Origin of the sequence: Rhodococcus sp. P-2, assembly GCF_016598535.1 — a bacterium.
GTDB classification, from domain to species: Bacteria; Actinomycetota; Actinomycetes; order Mycobacteriales; family Mycobacteriaceae; genus Rhodococcus_F; species Rhodococcus_F baikonurensis.
The window spans coordinates 5,088,364-5,105,617 of sequence record NZ_CP066779.1; the positions used below are offsets into that span (position 1 = coordinate 5,088,364).

Genomic DNA, 17,254 nt, shown 5'->3' on the forward strand with positions numbered 1-17,254 from the left:
ATCAGGCCCGTTTCTTCCTCGGCGTGGTCGACTTCGAGGAGCCGGCCTTGGAGGCGTTCGACTTCGCTTCGTCCACACTGCGTTGCAGTGCGGCAACCAGGTCGACCACCTCTGCATCGGTACCCTCCTGGTCGACTTCGGCGGCAGGGATGACCTTCTTGCCGCCGTTCTCGATCATCTCGTCGAGCAACTGCCGCAATTGGAGTTGGTAGTCGTCGGTGAACTCGGTCGGATCGAAATCGCCGGCCATGCTCTCGACGAGCGTCTGCGCCATCTTCAGTTCTTTGGCCTTCGGCTTCTCCACGTCGTCGAGCGAAGGGAACTCTGCTGCACGAACTTCATCGGGCCAGAGCAACGTCTGGATCACGAGGACGCCGTCGCGAGCGCGCATCGCGGCCAGACGCGTCTTCTGTCGCAGAGTGAAATGCACCAGTGCCGTTCGATCACTCTCGGTGAGCACAGTCGAGAGCAGGACGTACGCCTTCGGCGACGCCGAATCGGGTTCGAGGAAGTAACTCTTCTCGAACAAGATCGGATCGATCTGATCGTTCGGCACGAATTCCAGCACCGGAATCTCGTGCTTCTCCGCGGCCGGGAGCCTGTTGAAGTCCTCGTCGCTCAAGATGACGCGCGATCCGTCTTCCGAGTCGTACGCCTTGTCGATGTCCGCGAACTGAACCGTGTTTCCGCACTCGGAACACACACGGTTGTACTTGATGCGGCCACCGTCTTTTGCATGGACCTGGTGAAATCGGATGTCGTGGTCCTCGGTCGCCGAGTACACCTTGACCGGAACGTTGACCAGACCGAAGGCTATCGAGCCTTTCCAAATCGAGCGCATGTCTCCCATGATGGTCGCCCCCAGCCGATTGCGCGAGGCAAACGCTCACGGTTGATCCCGAACCGTTGCGTGTGAACGGGCCGGTTCGGGGCGTATCGAGCGGGTATCCGCTCCGAGAACCCGACTCGCACACCTGGGGGCACGCTCCGATGAGAATCCGAACCTACCGTCGACGCGTCACCGCGGCGCTGGCGATATCACTGGTTCCGTTGCTGTTGGCTCCTTGGCACGCTGCCGCAGATCCGGCCCGTACTGTCCGGATCACCGTTCATTCGGAAGCGATGGACCGCGACATACCACTCGAGGTGATCCTCCCCGCCGACACCAGTGCGCCACGCCCGACGCTGTATCTGCTCAACGGCGCCGGTGGCGGCGAGGACAGCGCAACGTGGGAAGGGCGGACCGATGTCCTGGACTTCTTCGCCGACAAGGACGTCAACGTCGTGACGCCGTTGGAAGGTGCGTTCAGCTACTACACGGACTGGCAGAAGGACGATCCCGTACTCGGGCGCAACAAGTGGCAGACGTTCCTCACTCGCGAACTGCCGCCGGTGATCGATGCGCAGTTCGGGACCGACGGGGTCAACTCCATCGCGGCGATCTCGATGACCGCCACCTCCGTTCTCAACCTCGCGATTTCGGCGCCGGGCCTCTACCGCAGTGTCGGGGCCTACAGCGGGTGCGCGGAGACTTCCACCCAGCCGGGTCAGGACTACGTGCGACTGGTGGTCGGTGCGCGGGGTGGCGCTGATCCGACAAACATGTGGGGACCGTTCGACGGTCCGGGATGGCGCGAGAACGATCCCGTCGTGAACGCGGAGAAGTTGCGGGGGACCGAACTGTACGTCTCCACCGGATCCGGGCTGCCAGGCCCACACGACAACCTTCAGGCGCCCGATGTGAACGGAAACCCCGGAGCACTCTTGAATCAGATCATCGTCGGCGGCATCATCGAATCCGCGGTCAACGGGTGCACACACGGATTGGCGGACCGACTGAACGCACTGGGCATCCCCGCGACCTTCGACTTCAAGCCGAGCGGAACCCACTCGTGGGGTTACTGGCAGGACGACCTCCACAATTCCTGGCCGATGATCGCCAGTTCGATGGCAGCGCAGTAGTCGGTGCGGATCTAGTCACCGGAGAAACGGCGCGCGCATCAACGTCTTTCTCACGTGCCACGGTGACGATCGGAACAGTGTTGCCATCACTTTCGCCGTCGCGGCCGCGTCCCGCCGATCGGAAAGGTATGACCGCTGAGCCTCGACCGGTAGATCGAAGAACTTGTCGAAGAATGTGGTGACTTCGCCCGAGTCGAGGGTGAGAAGTGCGTTCAGACCAACGCGGCGGAGAGCGGATACCGCCTTGGCCGAGCGAGGCCAGAGTGCCGCGTTCGGATCCTCACCGTCGGCGATTGCTTTCGCGACAGTGTCGGCCTCGGCGAGTGAGGAGGCAACGCTGTATCCGGTTCCCGGATGCATCAGACCGCCTCGCCCGCCGAACCGGAGGACATCGCCGGGGGACGAGTCTTTCGGGCCTTCGACTGCGAAACGGACTCGCTCGACCGGCGCGTCGTCGGGGACTTCGCAGCCCCGATTGTGAAGTCGGGTGCGCAGACGTGTTTCGAGTTCGCGCAACCCCAACGCCGGCCGGCCGACGAGGCAGGTCTCCTCGAGGAGGACTCGCTCGTTGTCGAGCGGGACCGCGTAGAGAAACGAGGGAGTGTCGGCGTCGGAGGTGCCGTTGTCTCTTCGCCAGTCCATGAACCAGGCTTCGCGGCCGCCCAGAATCGGAGCTGTCAGGGCGCGGTCGACGATCACTCCGAAGGCTGTCTGCTGCGCGGTTGTCACCGTGAGGTCGGTGCCTCGAGCGTCGACGACGACGGAACCCGTCAGCTGGGTTCCGTCGGTGCACACAACGCTGTTGGGGGACAGTGTTCTGGCAGTCAAGGCTCTGAACTGTGCGGATGTATCCGAGAGAAATAATTGCAGTGATGATGTATTCAATACGCAATATGTGCGATCAAACGTTTTCTGCTCCTCGGCCCACACACTCGGACGTTGGATTCGGCTCGCGATCACCTCGTCCGGCAGCCACGACGGCAGTTCGTCCGCCCACGCCGAATACGTCGGAGTCCACGCCCGACGAGGATGCGGATCGACGATGACGACCGTGAGTTGCCGGGCGATACAGCGGGTCGCGAGCGCCCGCCCCGCCGGTCCTCCGCCGACGATCACCACATCGGCGGAGGAGTTGTCTGTGCTCATGATCGGCGCACTACATCGATCCCGTTGCGAGTAGGCCGCCGTCGACGCGCACGGTTTCGCCCGTGATCCACGCCGCCGCGTCGGAGACCAGGAAGCCGACCAGACCGGCGACGTCTTCGGGGGTGCCCAGTCGCTTCATCGGGTAGCCCGCCGACGCCTTGTCCTCGCCAGCAGCGACCAGGGCTGCCGCGAACTGCGTCTTGACGATCCCGGGAGCTACGGCATTGACACGAATCTTCGGTCCCAGTTGCCAGGCCAGTTCTTCCGTCAACCGGATGAGCGCAGCTTTCGACGCTCCGTACGCCGCGATGACGCCCGTCGATCGGATCCCGGCCACACTGGCCAGGTTCACGACGGCTCCACCGTGTTCTCCCATCCATGCCCGATGCGCTTGCTGGACGTAGCCCAGGGCGGCAACCACGTTCACGTCGAAGATCTTGCGTACGGCGTCGAGGTCGGCCTCCATGAGCGAACCGAAGACCGGATTGATGCCGGTGTTGTTGACCAGAATGTCGAGCGATCCGAACTCGGCGACAGCACGGTCGACGGCACCGGAGCGGGCTTCGGCATCGGCAGCGTTGCCCGCGAATGCGACGACCTTGCCGCCGTGCCCCAGATCGGACAGTTCGGTTGCAGCGGCCTCGAGAGGCTCCGCCTTGCGTGCGGTGATCAAGACGTCGGCGCCGCGAGCGAGGAGCTCGGCGGTGACAGCTTTGCCGATTCCGCGACTTGCGCCGGTGACGATGGCGGAGCGGCCTTCGAGGTCGCGAGGACGAGTGCTGTTTTCGCTAGTCATGTCCCGAACGTTAGCGGACTCACACGCTGCTGGTCGGAACGACCGTCAGGTCACGGTAAAATCGATAGTTCTTGTGTCTGTAGTCAGGCATTGTTTACCCGTATTCGTCGTTTTTCCTGAGGAGTTTGCTTGATTACCGCCACTGACCTCGAAGTTCGTGCCGGTGTCCGCACCCTTCTCACAGCTCCCGGGCCTTCGCTGCGCATCCAGCCGGGCGACCGGATCGGTCTCGTCGGACGTAACGGAGCCGGAAAGACGACCACACTGCGCATCCTCGCCGGTGAAGGTGAGGCATACGCGGGAAGCGTCGTACGCACCGGTGAACTCGGATACCTCCCGCAGGACCCCAAGGAGGGCGACCTGAGCGTCCTCGCCAAGGACCGGGTTCTCTCCGCACGCGGCCTCGATACGATGCTCCGCGAGATGGAGAAGCAGCAGATTCTGATGGGCGAGGTGCTCGATCAGGAATCGCAGGACCGCGCGGTCAAGAAGTACGGCCAGCTCGAAGATCGATTCTCGGCCCTCGGCGGATACGAAGCCGAAAGCGAAGCCGCACGTATCACCAGCAGCCTCGGCCTCGAAGACCGTATTCTCGGGCAGCCGCTCAGCACGCTGTCCGGCGGTCAGCGGCGTCGTGTCGAATTGGCTCGAATCCTCTTTGCCGCCTCCGACGGCAGCGGTGCCCGCTCGGACACGACTCTGCTTCTCGACGAGCCCACCAACCACCTCGACGCCGACTCCATCACCTGGCTGCGTGGATTCCTCCAGAACCACGAGGGTGGACTGGTGGTCATCAGCCACGACGTCGACCTGCTCAACGACGTCGTCAACCGTGTGTGGTTCCTCGATGCCGTCCGCGGTGAGGCCGACGTCTACAACATGAACTGGAAGAAGTACCTCGACGCCCGCGCCACGGACGAGCAGCGTCGTCGCCGTGAGCGTGCGAATGCCGAGAAGAAGGCCGGCGCGCTGCGCATTCAGGCAGCGAAGATGGGCGCGAAGGCAACCAAAGCCGTCGCGGCTCAGAACATGGCCAAGCGAGCCGACAAATTGATGGCCAACCTCGATGCCGAACGTGTCTCGGACAAGGTTGCGCGTATTCGTTTCCCCGAACCCGCCGCTTGTGGCAAGACGCCGCTGATGGGCAAGAACCTCACCAAGGTGTACGGCTCGCTCGAGATCTTCACCGGTGTCGATCTTGCGATCGACCGTGGTTCTCGTGTGGTCATCCTCGGACTTAACGGTGCAGGTAAGACCACGCTTCTCCGCATTCTCGCGGGTGCGGAGAAGGCGGACGCGGGTGAACTGATCGCCGGTCACGGACTCAAGGTCGGTTACTTCGCTCAGGAGCACGACACCCTCGACGACGACGCGTCCGTGTGGGAGAACATCCGCCACGCCGCGCCGGATACGGGGGAGCAGGAACTGCGGTCGCTGCTCGGTGCCTTCATGTTCACCGGCCCGCAGCTCGAACAGCCGGCCGGAACGCTCTCGGGTGGTGAGAAGACGCGTCTGGCTCTGGCCGGTCTGGTGTCGTCCGCTGCCAACGTTCTGCTTCTCGACGAGCCCACCAACAACCTGGACCCGATCTCACGCGAGCAGGTGCTCGACGCGCTCCGAAGCTACACCGGCGCCGTCGTCCTGGTCACTCACGATCCGGGTGCTGCCGAGGCACTGAACCCCGAGCGCGTCATCCTCCTGCCCGACGGCAACGAGGACCACTGGTCGCAGGAGTACCTCGAGCTGATCCAGCTCGCCTAGCCCCCTGTGCGTGGTTAGGGAGTCCCCGCACTCCTCAACCACTCACAGGGGCGAAGCCCCTCAATCTCTCCGCCGTACCGATTCCTCGACCAGATCGAGAACAGCTGACAGGTTGTCGACACCATGGCCGGAGGCGATTCTCGCGACCAGGCCGTCCATCACCAGATCCAGATACCCGATCAGGATTTCGGTGGGAACGTCGTCACGGAGTCGACCTGCCGATTTCTGTCGGGCGAGACGCGCACTGGTCGCTTCCGTCAGTTCTACAGAGCGCTGTGACCACTTCTCGCGGAAATCGGCGTCGTTGCGCAGTCGACGCGCTATCTCCAGTCGCGTTCCCAGCCAGTCGAATTGATCGGGCTGCGCGAGCATGTCCCGCATGACCTGGACGAGGCCCTCTTCGGCGACGACATCTGCCATCCGGCTCGCATCCTCGCTTGCGAGAGCGAGAAACAGGCCGTCCTTGTCCTTGAAGTGATGAAAGATCGCTCCTCGGGACAAGCCGGTGACTTCTTCGAGACGGCGAACTGTGGCGCCGTCGTAGCCGTATTCCGCAAAGCAGCGGCGGGCGCCGTCAAGGATCTGACTGCGCCGTGCCGCGAGATGGTCTTCACTGACCTTGGGCACGTTGTTGTCCTCGTCTCGCGCTTTCTTTGTGCTCCGAACGCACGTGGCGGACTCAGCACCTCGCTGAGTCCGCCACGTGGGTTAGAACAGGGCTCGGTTGACTAGCCCCGGATCATGTTGCGAAGCACGTACTGCAGGATGCCACCGTTGCGGTAGTAATCCGCTTCGCCGGGGGTATCGATGCGTACGACTGCGTCGAACACGACCTTCTCGCCGTTCTCGCGCGTCGCCGTGACCTTCATGGTCTTCGGGGTGACGCCCTCGTTGAGCTTCTCGACACCTTCGATGTCGAAGGTCTCGGTGCCGTCGAGCTTGAGCGAACCTGCGGACTCGCCGACCGGGAACTGCAGCGGAACAACGCCCATGCCGATGAGGTTGGAGCGGTGGATGCGCTCGAACGACTCGGTGATGACGGCCTTGACGCCGAGCAGGCTGGTGCCCTTGGCTGCCCAGTCACGCGAGGATCCGGAGCCGTACTCCTTGCCGCCCAGGACGACCAGCGGGATGCCGGCTGCCTGGTAGTTCTGCGACGCGTCGTAGATGAATGCCTGCGGTGCGCCTTCCTGCGTGAAGTCGCGGGTGTATCCACCGGAGACGTCGTCGAGGAGCTGGTTGCGCAGACGGATGTTCGCGAACGTTCCGCGAATCATGACCTCGTGGTTACCGCGACGCGATCCGAGCGAGTTGTAATCCGCACGCTCGACGCCGTGGGAGTCGAGGTACTGCGCAGCGGGGGTACCGACCTTGATCGGACCTGCCGGGCTGATGTGGTCGGTGGTGACCGAGTCGCCGAGCAGTGCGAGGACGCGAGCGCCCTTGATGTCCTTGACCGGAGCCGGATCCATCGTCATGCCGTCGAAGTACGGTGGCTTCCGCACGTAGGTGGAGTTCACGTCCCACTCGAAGGTGTCACCCTTCGGGGTTTCGAGGTTCTGCCAGCGGCTGTCGCCCGCAAAGATGGTTGCGTACGACTTGCGGAACATGTCCTGGTCGATCGAGGACTTGATCGTCTCTTCGATTTCCTGCGTGGACGGCCAGATGTCCTTGAGGTAGACGGGGTTTCCGTCGGTGTCGTTACCGAGCGAATCGGTCTCGAAGTCGAAGTCCATGGTTCCGGCGAGGCCGTAGGCAATCACGAGCGGCGGGGAAGCCAAGTAGTTCATCTTGACGTCGGGGGAGATGCGTCCCTCGAAGTTACGGTTACCCGAGAGCACCGCGGTGACCGAGAGGTCGTTGTCGTTGATGGCCTTCGAGACTGCCTCGGGCAGCGGTCCGGTGTTACCGATGCACGTGGTGCAGCCGTAACCGCCGAGGTAGTAGCCGAGTTTCTCGAGGTACGGCCACAGGCCGGCCTTCTCGTAGTAGTCGGTGACGACCTGCGAACCGGGAGCCATGTTGGTCTTGACCCACGGCTTGGTGGCGAGGCCCTTTTCGACGGCGTTGCGTGCGAGCAGTGCTGCACCGAGCATGACCGACGGGTTGGACGTGTTGGTGCAGGAGGTGATACCTGCAACAACGACGGCGCCGTGGTCGAGAACGAACTCACCGGCGTCGGACTTGACGACGACCGGCTTGCTCGGACGGCCTTCTGCACCGTTGGCAGCGGAGAGAACGTCGACCGCTCCGTCGTCGGCAAACGACAGAACCGCGGGATCGGAAGCCGGGAAGGATTCCTCGACTGCCTCGTCGAGCTGGGTGTGCTCGGTCGGGTAGTTCTCTTCCACGTAGTTGTGGATGTCCTTGCGGAACGCAGTCTTGGACTCCGACAACAGGATTCGGTCCTGCGGGCGCTTCGGGCCGGCGATCGAGGGAACAACGGTTCCCAGATCCAGCTCGATGTACTCCGAGAAGACAGGCTCCTTGTCGGGGTTGTGCCACAGGCCCTGTTCCTTGGCGTACGCCTCGACGAGAGCGAGCTGCTCGTCGCTGCGGCCGGTGAGGCGCAGGTATTCGATGGTCTCGGCGTCGATCGGGAAGATCGCTGCGGTGGAACCGAATTCGGGGCTCATGTTGCCCAGCGTCGCGCGGTTCGCGAGCGGAACCTCGGCAACACCGTTGCCGTAGAACTCGACGAACTTGCCGACGACGCCGTGCTTGCGAAGCATCTCGGTGGCGGTGAGCACGACGTCGGTTGCGGTGACGCCGGGCTTGATCTCACCGGAGAGCTTGAAGCCGACAACGCGGGGGATCAGCATGGAGACGGGCTGGCCGAGCATTGCTGCCTCGGCCTCGATGCCGCCGACACCCCAGCCGAGCACGCCGAGGCCGTTGACCATCGTGGTGTGCGAGTCGGTGCCGACACAGGTGTCGGGGTATGCCTGTCCGTTACGGGACATGACGGTGGGCGCCAGGTACTCGATGTTGACCTGGTGAACGATGCCCATTCCCGGGGGGACGACCTTGAAGTCGTCGAATGCGCCCTGGCCCCAACGGAGGAACTGGTAACGCTCGCCGTTGCGCTCGTATTCGAGGTCGACGTTGCGCTCGAGTGCGTCGGCCTGGCCGAAGACGTCGAGGATGACCGAGTGGTCGATGACCATGTCGGCGGGGGAGAGCGGGTTGACCTTGTTCGGGTCGCCGCCGAGGGTGGTGACGGCCTCACGCATGGTGGCGAGGTCGACGATGCAAGGAACGCCGGTGAAGTCCTGCATGATCACGCGGGCAGGCGTGAACTGGATTTCGATGCTCGGCTCGGCCGAGGGATCCCAGCTTGCGATTGCGCGGATGTGATCCGCGGTGATGTTGGCACCGTCTTCGGTGCGGAGAAGGTTCTCGGCGAGAACCTTCAAGGAATAGGGCAATTTCTCGGTGCCGGGGACGGCCGAGAGGCGGAAGATCTCGTAAGAGTTCTCACCGACCTCGAGGGTTCCCTTGGCTCCGAATGAATCGATACTGGTGCTCACGTCTGCTCCACTCGTCTATGAGGGTCGCTACCGACGGGGCTGTGTCGGCAGCTGAAGCGAGGTACTTCGGCCGGGAAGATCCTCCGTAGCTCACGCCAATCGCACAGTTCGCGTGAGAACTGTCCGAACATCGGAGCTGCAGTAGAACCCGTCCTGACCGGTGGTACCTCTTGGTCCAAGTCTAACAGTACGCTTGTCCTGTGAGAATTCAGGGCAAGTTGACCGAAACAATCTTCATGCAGACCGGGGGCCTGCGCAACGCAGGCTTGGCTGGGTGACCGCACCCACAGCTACCGCTCGGGCGGCACGCGCGGCGGTTGTGTGTGACGCCTGGTGGCAGTCGACCTGAAGTAGGGTGCATGCAGGCCCGTCGCGGGTCGGCCGCCGAAAAACGACCTCGGAAGAACTCCCCGCATCTCAGCGGTGGACGGAATCCGAACAGCACCCGGATGAGAGATGTCTGCTCCTACCAATCACGCTTTTGCGCCTGTGCACGTGAAGTCCCCGTTGCACGTCGCCGTTCCGTCGGACGTCGATCTCGACGACGTGCTCGCGGACATTTCGACGGACGGTGTCTCCGCCCCAGAGTCCGATGTATCGGGGCTGACTGCGGTGGTGACCGACGCTCGTGAACGTGGTGTCGACTTGAGCGTCGTGGTCGTCGACGCGAATCCGGGCCGGCCGTCCGATCTTCGCGATCTGGCCACGACAGTCGGCAAAACCGAAGGCGGCACGGTTCTCGTTCTGAGCCCTGACTGGATGGGTAGCTACAGCGACTCGATCAGTCGCGTACAGCTCGAAACTGCACAGGACCGATCTTTCGGCGAAAGCGCGAGCGTGACCGCGGACCGCTTCTCGCACGAGATCGTGGCGCCAGGTCCGCCGTGGACGCTGTACACGGTCCTTGTCATCGCAGTGGTGGCGGTTATTGCCGGGATCACCTTTGCCGTGAAGTGGCGGCGCGGACCGGAAAATACGCAAACCAGACATACCGCGCCAACGTCAGAGACCGCGACATCGTCCGACCACCGGGCCGATTCCGTCTGACCTTGGTCCTTTTGCGAGATTTTCAGTAACTCGTCGAAAACAGGTACTCACCGCTGTTTGCAGTGAGTACCTGCCCTTTTTGGTGTCTGCATGCCATTCGACCAGCTCAAATACCGTTTGTGTTATTTGTGGCTAAAGTTTCCAAAGAACGCTTGAGTGTCGTACGGTACAACTGGCACTTTTTGGGGAAGAAGTGTCGCAGACAGGCTGATGTTGTTCGACGCGTACTTGTCGGTTGCCTTGTTCCCGAGGTGTCGACAGTGGCGTTGTGACGGCACGCCCGGGTCGACGAGCAGCTCTCGGGCTGTGGGCGGCCGGTGCTTGGTCTGCGCATTCCCTCCCCGCACGGATCGGCGACCCAGCGGGCCGTGGCGTTACACGCGAGGGAGAGTTATTTGTGAGGCAAGTAACACGTGGCGGCAAGTCCCGTCGTGGTCCTTCCCGTAAGTCGATGCGCCTGGCGCAGCTGGTCATCGGATTCGGCGTCGTCGGCTCCCTGATCGTCGGAACGCCGGCCATGTCCTCGGCCGTACCTCCACCGCCGCCGAATCCGAGTGACTCGGACATCGCTGCGGCCGATTCGCAGGTCTCGTCGAGCGTCGGCACCGTCAGCGCGCTCATCAATCAAGTCGCATCGGCCAACGAACAGTTGTCGGCACTCGACAACGAAGTCGCGATCAAGCGTGAAGACGTCAACAAGACGCTCGTGGATCTGCAGAACGCTCGCGGCGCCGCAGACACCGCGGCGCAGGCCGTCGGCGTCACCAAACAAGCTCTGAAAGACGCCTCGGCGCAGATCGAGGTCGCTCAGACGGACTTCGACAAGTACGCACGCTCGAGCTACGTCAAGGGCACCAACACCGCGTCCATCTCGTCATTCCTCGACGCCAAGGGCCCGGGCGACGTTCTCGATCGTGCACAGGTCCTCAAACTGCTCGCCAACACGCAGAGCGCAGTGCTCGACGGTCTTCAGCGAGCACGTACCGAGCAGGCGAACAAGGACTCCGCGACCCGCCAAGCGAAGCAGCAGGCCGACGCCGCCGCCGAGGTAGCCGCCCAGCTGAAGGATCTGGCCGAGCAGGCGATTCAGATCGCACGCAACGCCCTCGACCAGCAGGTAGCCAAGAAAGCCGCGATCGAAGCCGAGCGCAACTCCGCTCAGGCCCAGCTCGACGCCGCCCGAAACGCAGTCGCCGGCTTGCAGGGCCAACGCCAGGCGTACGCGACGTGGGACGAACAGCGTCGCGCCGAGGAAGCTCACCAGAAGGCTCTCGAAGCCGCCGCCAAGGAAGCTGCCGCACAAGCGGCCGCCCGCGCAGCAGCCGACCAGGCAGCCAAGGATCGAGCCGCGGCACTGGCAGCGGCTCAGCGCCCGCACACCGCAGTCGAAGACCCGACTCCGACCGTCATCCCGGACGACGACGACACCTGGACGGACGAGGAGACCGGGACCGACGAAGAAACCGGCACGGACGAAGAGACCGGCACCGAAGAGGAAACGGTCACCACACCCAAGCCCACCACTCCCAAGCCGACGACACCGAAGCCCAGCACGCCGAAGCCTTCCGTCACCGGAAGCGCTGCAATCGAATCCGTCATCGATCGTGGAATGTCTCAGCTCGGCGTGCAGTACGCCTGGGGCGGCGGCGACGAGAACGGGCCGACGCGAGGCATCCGTGACGGCGGCGTCGCAGACAGTTACGGCGATTTCAACAAGGTCGGTTTCGACTGCTCGGGGCTGATGATCTACGCCTTTGCCGGTATCGGCATCTCGCTGCCGCACTACACCGGCTATCAGTACACCGCGGGCACACAGGTTCCGTCGTCGGAGATGAAACGCGGCGACATGATCTTCTACGGTCCCAATGCCAGCCAACACGTGGCGCTCTACCTCGGTAACGGGCAGATGCTCGAGGCACCGCAGTCCGGTTCGAGTGTCATGGTCTCCCCGGTTCGCTGGGGCGGAATGACGCCGTACGCCGTCCGACTGGTGTCCTGATCGCTGCATCGTCAGAACACTGATGCCGGCATTGACGGGAGAAGTATCAAGTTCCCGACGTGGTGTTACGGCATCGAGCGCAACTACCTGGAATAATTGACGGGGAACACGTTACTGTCGGTACTTTTCTAGGTGAAAGCGATGGATTCTTGGTGACCTCACGTGAAGATTCGGTCGGAACGGTCGACGTAAGCAAGGCGAGCGGAAGTGCGGACGGAGCAGCACCTTCCCTGGCAGCCGACGTTCAGACCTTGGAACGAGCGATCTACGAGGTCAAGCGAGTCATCGTCGGGCAGGACCGGCTGGTCGAGCGCATTCTCGTCGGACTTCTCGCCAAGGGGCACGTCCTCCTCGAAGGCGTCCCCGGTGTCGCCAAGACGCTGGCTGTCGAGACTTTCGCGAAGGTCGTCGGCGGTTCGTTCTCCCGCGTGCAGTTCACCCCCGACCTGGTGCCCACCGACCTCATCGGCACGCGCATCTACCGTCAGGGCCGTGAAGAGTTCGACACCGAACTCGGACCCGTCGTCGCCAACTTCGTCCTGGCCGACGAGATCAACCGTGCTCCGGCCAAGGTGCAGTCCGCGCTCCTCGAGGTGATGGCGGAGCGCCACGTCTCGATCGGTGGCAAGCGCTACCACATGCCCGACCCGTTCCTGGTGATGGCGACGCAGAACCCCATCGAGAACGAGGGCGTCTACCCGCTGCCCGAAGCGCAGCGCGACCGCTTCCTGTTCAAGATCCTCGTCGACTACCCGACGGTGGAGGAAGAACGCGAAATCGTCTACCGGATGGGCGTCGCTGCCCCGGAGCCGCACCAGATCCTCGGTCCGGAGGAGTTGGTCAGGCTCCAACGCGTTGCAAGCAACGTCTTCGTCCATCACGCGCTGGTCGACTACGTGGTCCGAGTGATCGCCGCTACCCGCACGCCTCGTGAGGTCGGGCTCGAGGACGTTGCAGGCTGGATCGCGTACGGTGCCTCACCCCGCGCGACGCTCGGCATCATCGCCGCGTCACGGGCCCTCGCTCTCGTCCGTGGCCGCGACTACGTCGTGCCGCAGGACGTCATCGAAGTGATCCCGGACGTGTTGCGTCACCGTCTCGTTCTTTCCTACGACGCCATGGCCGACGAGGTGACTCCCGACGCCGTCATCGCTCGGGTGCTGCAGACCGTCGGACTGCCTCAGATCGCCGCGCGGCCGGTTCCGACCGTTCCCGGTCCGCCTCAGCAAGGCGCACCGCAAGCACCCCAGTTCAATGCACAGGGCCCCGTCACTCCACAGGGCACAGCCAATCCACAGGGAAACGGCGCGCCGATCGCGACCGCTGAGACGATGAGTCGCCCGCAGTGACCGATGGCCGCGACGGTGGCCAGGCGACACCCGCCGGATCCACCGGTTCTCCGCCGTCGTTCCGATCCGGCGAGCTCAGCGATCCCAAACTCACCGCTGCGCTGCGCACCCTCGAGCTGACGGTTCGTCGTCGCCTCGACGGTGTGCTGCACGGCGATCATCTCGGCCTGATTCCCGGCCCGGGTTCGGAACCGGGGGATGCTCGCGAGTATCAGCCGGGCGACGACGTGCGGCAGATGGATTGGTCCGTCACCGCCCGGACGACGCACCCACACGTGCGCCAGTCGGTCGCAGATCGTGAGCTCGAGACGTGGCTCGTCATCGACCTGTCCGCAAGTCTCGACTTCGGGACCGCCGGATGCGAGAAGCGCGACCTGGTTGTCGCCGCAGCCGCAGCAATCACCCACCTGACCAGTTCGGGCGGTAACCGCGTCGGCGCCATCATCTCGACCGGAGCTCAGACAACTCGAATTCCGGCCCGCGGTGGGCGAATTCACGCACAGGCGATGCTCCGCAAGATCGCGACGACTCCGCACGCTCCGGACGGGGTACGCGGTGATCTGGTCGGTGCGATCGAAGCACTCAGACGCCCACAGCGTCGGCGCGGACTCGCGGTGGTGATCAGTGACTTCCTCGGACCGATCGACTGGGAACGGTCGCTGCGCGCCATTTCGGGACGACACGACGTGCTCGGCGTCGAAGTGGTGGACCCGCGCGACCTCGAACTTCCGGACGTCGGCGACGTGGTGCTCCACGATCCCGAGTCCGGCCGGACCAGAGAATTCACCACGACGCCGCAACTACGCGCCGACTTCGCCAGAGTCGCCGCCGAGCACCGCGTCGAGGTCAGGCAAGCTCTACGTCGTTGCGGCGCACCGCTCATGTCTCTGCACACCGACAGGGACTGGATCGCCGACGTCGTGAGATTCATCTCGGCACGCCGCCACAGTTATGGTGCCGGCGCCGGAACTGGGGGCGTTCGTTCGTGAGTCTTTCTCAATTCACCGCACCGTGGTGGTTGCTGTTCCTCGCTGTCATCGCCGCGTTGGTGGTCGGTTACGTCCTCGTGCAGAAGCAGCGGGCCAAGCACACACTTCGGTTCACGAACTTCGCACTGCTGGAGAAGGTGGCGCCTTCCCGGCCCGGCCGGTGGCGTCATATTCCGGCGATTCTGATGGTCGTCGCGTTGGTGTTCTTCACTGTCGCCCTTGCCGGTCCGACGGCGGACAAGAAGGTCCCGCGAAACCGTGCCACCGTCATCCTCGTGATCGACGTGTCGCTGTCGATGCAGGCCACCGACGTCGAACCGACGCGATTGGCAGCAGCGCAGGAAGCAGCAAAGTCGTTTGCCGACGGTCTGACACCCGGAATCAACCTCGGGTTGGTCGCATTTGCCGGAACAGCGTCGGTTCTGGTGTCGCCCACCACGAATCGTGACGCGACGAAGGTCGCGATCGACAACCTCAAGCTCAGTGAGCGGACGGCGACGGGCGAAGCGATCTTCACCTCGTTGCAGTCGATCGACACGCTGTCGGCTGTGCTCGGCGGTAGCGATCAGGCGCCTCCGGCGCGCATCGTGTTGCTGTCCGACGGGAAGCAGACCGTTCCCGAGAACTCGGACGATCCGCGGGGCGGATTCACCGCTGCCCGTCAGGCCAAGGACAAGGGCGTGCCGATCTCGACCATTTCCTTCGGAACGACCTACGGCCGCGTCGAGATCGAAGGCGACCGAATCCCCGTCCCGGTCGACGACGCGTCACTGAAGGAGATCGCCAACCTTTCCGGCGGAAGTTTCTTCACGGCATCGAGCCTCGAAGAACTGCGCCAGGTTTACGACACGCTCGAAGAGCAGATCGGTTTCGAGACGACACGCGGCGACGCGAGCCGACCGTGGCTGATCCTCGGCGTAGTCTTCGCGACCGCTGGTCTGACGATTGCCCTGGTACGCAGGCAGCGTTTGCCTTGATCGTGAGCAGTTCCGAATTGTCCAAATACCGCTGGTACGCGGCCCGCAGAGAATTGATAGGTTGATCGCCATGTCTACCCCTCCCACGACAGTGGTTTCCGAACGGACCGTCACCACACCGCGCTCGGTGCTCGTCACCGGCGGCAACCGCGGAATCGGCTTGGCCGTCGCTCAGCGACTCGCTGCGGACGGTCACAAGGTAGCCGTCACACATCGCGGTTCCGGCGTCCCCGAAGGGTTGTTCGGCGTCGTCTGCGACGTCACCGACACCGAGTCGATCGACCGTGCGTTCAAAGAGGTCGAGGCGCACCAGGGCCCGGTCGAGGTCATCGTCGCCAATGCCGGCGTCACCGACGACACACTGATCATGCGGATGAGCGAAGAGCAGTTCACGAGCGTCGTCGACGCGAACCTCACCGGAACGTTCCGCCTCTCCAAGCGCGCAACCCGTTCGATGCTGCGCGCGCGCTTCGGACGGTTCATCTTCCTCGGTTCGGTCGTAGGCCTGGCAGGTCAAGCCGGGCAGGTCAACTACGCCGCGTCCAAGGCCGGCATCGTCGGTATCGCACGTTCCCTGACAAGGGAACTCGGGTCGCGCTCGATCACCGCCAACGTCGTCGCTCCCGGGTTCATCGAGACCGACATGACTGCCGCCCTGGGCGACGACGTCAAGGACAAGGCCACCGAGTTCATCCCGTTGCAACGCACCGGAAAGCCGGAAGATGTTGCAGCAGTAGTCAGTTTCCTCGCCTCGGACGATTCGGCTTACGTCTCGGGTGCGGTCATCCCCGTCGACGGCGGACTCGGCATGGGGCACTGACCCGCTTTTTCGCACACGCACACCTTTCTCGTACGTCTGAAATCAGGAGGACATCTCATGGGCGGTTTGCTCGAGGGTAAGACCATTCTTGTCACCGGCATCATCACCGATTCGTCGATCGCGTTCCACGTGGCCAAGGTCGCGCAGGAGCAGGGCGCGAAGGTGCTGATCACCGGATTCGATCGTCTGCGCCTCATCGACCGCATCGCCCAGCGCCTGCCGCAGCCCGTGCCGCCGGCAATCTCGCTCAACGTCCAGAGCTCGGAGGATCTCTCAACTCTCGCCGAGCGCGTGCGCGAGCTGGCTCCCGAGGGTATCGACGGCGTGGTCCACTCGATCGGCTTCGCTCCCCGTTCCTGCCTGGGCAGCCCGTTCATGGACGCGCCGTGGGAAGACGTGGCGGTCGCACTCGAGGTGTCCGCATACTCGTACAGCGCACTGGCCAAGGCATTGCTGCCGGTGCTCAACGACAACGCGTCCATCGTCGGAATGGATTTCGATCCGGCACGCGCAATGCCCTTCTACAACTGGATGGGTGTCTCGAAGGCAACCCTCGAGGCCGTCAACCGTTACGTGGCCAAAGAGGTCGGTGTCCGCGGCATCCGCTCGAACCTGGTGTCCTCCGGCCCGATCAAGACCCTGGCCGCCAAGGCCATCGCCGGTGACAGCACCGGTCCGGGCGCGGAGTTGGACAAGCTGAACACCGCATGGGACGGTGCTGCGCCCATCGGCTGGGACGTCGACGATCGCGAGCCCGTGGCCAAGACCGTCTGCACCGTGCTCTCGGATTGGTTGCCCGGCACGACCGCGTCGATCATCTACGTCGACGGCGGCTTCCACGCGATGGTCGGCTAGTAGCACCCCTTCTACTACGCAGG

14 protein-coding genes are annotated in these 17,254 nt (G+C 63.6%); 9 read left to right on the forward strand and 5 right to left on the reverse strand.

Annotation, left to right across the window (positions count from 1 at the left end; genetic code table 11):
• Position 1 precedes the first annotated feature (1 nt).
• The gene (gene ku / locus I7X09_RS23805) at positions 2-841 is read right to left on the reverse strand and encodes a non-homologous end joining protein Ku (RefSeq protein ID WP_442800578.1); all 840 of its coding nucleotides are present in this window, start codon (positions 839-841) and stop codon (positions 2-4) included.
• 149 nt (positions 842-990) lie between these two features.
• On the opposite strand from ku, the gene I7X09_RS23810 reads away from it, so the two are divergent.
• Positions 991-1,962, forward strand: a complete 972-nt coding sequence (locus I7X09_RS23810) for an alpha/beta hydrolase (protein ID WP_200313979.1) — start codon at positions 991-993, stop codon at positions 1,960-1,962.
• Positions 1,963-1,977: 15 nt separating this feature from the next.
• Here I7X09_RS23810 and I7X09_RS23815 read toward each other — a convergent pair whose 3' ends face one another.
• Positions 1,978-3,108 (reverse strand): lycopene cyclase family protein, encoded by a 1,131-nt coding sequence (locus I7X09_RS23815; RefSeq protein WP_200313981.1) that lies wholly within the window; start codon positions 3,106-3,108, stop codon positions 1,978-1,980.
• A 10-nt stretch (positions 3,109-3,118) separates the two neighbouring features.
• The gene (locus I7X09_RS23820; RefSeq protein ID WP_200313982.1) at positions 3,119-3,904 is read right to left on the reverse strand and encodes an SDR family oxidoreductase; all 786 of its coding nucleotides are present in this window, start codon (positions 3,902-3,904) and stop codon (positions 3,119-3,121) included.
• Positions 3,905-4,033: 129 nt separating this feature from the next.
• Here I7X09_RS23820 and I7X09_RS23825 point away from each other — a divergent pair, with 129 nt between their 5' ends.
• Positions 4,034-5,665 carry an ABC-F family ATP-binding cassette domain-containing protein gene (locus I7X09_RS23825; protein ID WP_003944932.1) on the forward strand — a complete coding sequence of 544 codons (1,632 nt, stop codon included), beginning with the start codon at positions 4,034-4,036 and terminating at the stop codon, positions 5,663-5,665.
• Between the two features lie 60 nt (positions 5,666-5,725).
• On the opposite strand, the gene I7X09_RS23830 is transcribed toward I7X09_RS23825, so the two are convergent.
• Complete coding sequence (locus I7X09_RS23830) at positions 5,726-6,292, reverse strand: TetR/AcrR family transcriptional regulator (protein ID WP_003944970.1); 567 nt, start codon at positions 6,290-6,292, stop codon at positions 5,726-5,728.
• Between the two features lie 101 nt (positions 6,293-6,393).
• Positions 6,394-9,195, reverse strand: a complete 2,802-nt coding sequence (gene acnA / locus I7X09_RS23835) for an aconitate hydratase AcnA (protein WP_019748421.1) — start codon at positions 9,193-9,195, stop codon at positions 6,394-6,396.
• Between the two features lie 456 nt (positions 9,196-9,651).
• Here acnA and I7X09_RS23840 point away from each other — a divergent pair, with 456 nt between their 5' ends.
• From I7X09_RS23840 to inhA, 7 genes are all read left to right on the forward strand, one after another.
• A complete protein-coding gene (locus I7X09_RS23840; RefSeq protein ID WP_200313984.1) occupies positions 9,652-10,242 on the forward strand; it encodes an Rv1476 family membrane protein in 591 nt (196 codons plus the stop codon).
• A gap of 451 nt (positions 10,243-10,693) precedes the next feature.
• Complete coding sequence (locus I7X09_RS23845) at positions 10,694-12,241, forward strand: NlpC/P60 family protein (protein WP_029255350.1); 1,548 nt, start codon at positions 10,694-10,696, stop codon at positions 12,239-12,241.
• 152 nt (positions 12,242-12,393) lie between these two features.
• On the forward strand, positions 12,394-13,590 hold the full coding sequence (locus I7X09_RS23850) for an AAA family ATPase (RefSeq protein WP_200313986.1): 1,197 nt from the start codon (positions 12,394-12,396) through the stop codon (positions 13,588-13,590).
• Positions 13,587-14,579: a DUF58 domain-containing protein gene (locus tag I7X09_RS23855; protein ID WP_095970164.1), complete on the forward strand. Its 993-nt coding sequence runs from the start codon at positions 13,587-13,589 to the stop codon at positions 14,577-14,579. Before I7X09_RS23850 ends, I7X09_RS23855 begins: the two co-directional genes overlap by 4 nt.
• On the forward strand, positions 14,576-15,556 hold the full coding sequence (locus I7X09_RS23860; RefSeq protein WP_095970163.1) for a VWA domain-containing protein: 981 nt from the start codon (positions 14,576-14,578) through the stop codon (positions 15,554-15,556). The genes I7X09_RS23855 and I7X09_RS23860 overlap by 4 nt, the downstream gene beginning before the upstream one ends.
• A gap of 70 nt (positions 15,557-15,626) precedes the next feature.
• Positions 15,627-16,376, forward strand: coding sequence for a 3-oxoacyl-ACP reductase FabG1 (fabG1, locus tag I7X09_RS23865; RefSeq protein WP_007727875.1), 750 nt, complete (start codon positions 15,627-15,629; stop codon positions 16,374-16,376).
• A 57-nt stretch (positions 16,377-16,433) separates the two neighbouring features.
• A complete protein-coding gene (gene inhA / locus I7X09_RS23870; RefSeq protein WP_095970162.1) occupies positions 16,434-17,231 on the forward strand; it encodes an NADH-dependent enoyl-ACP reductase InhA in 798 nt (265 codons plus the stop codon).
• Positions 17,232-17,254: the final 23 nt, after the last annotated feature.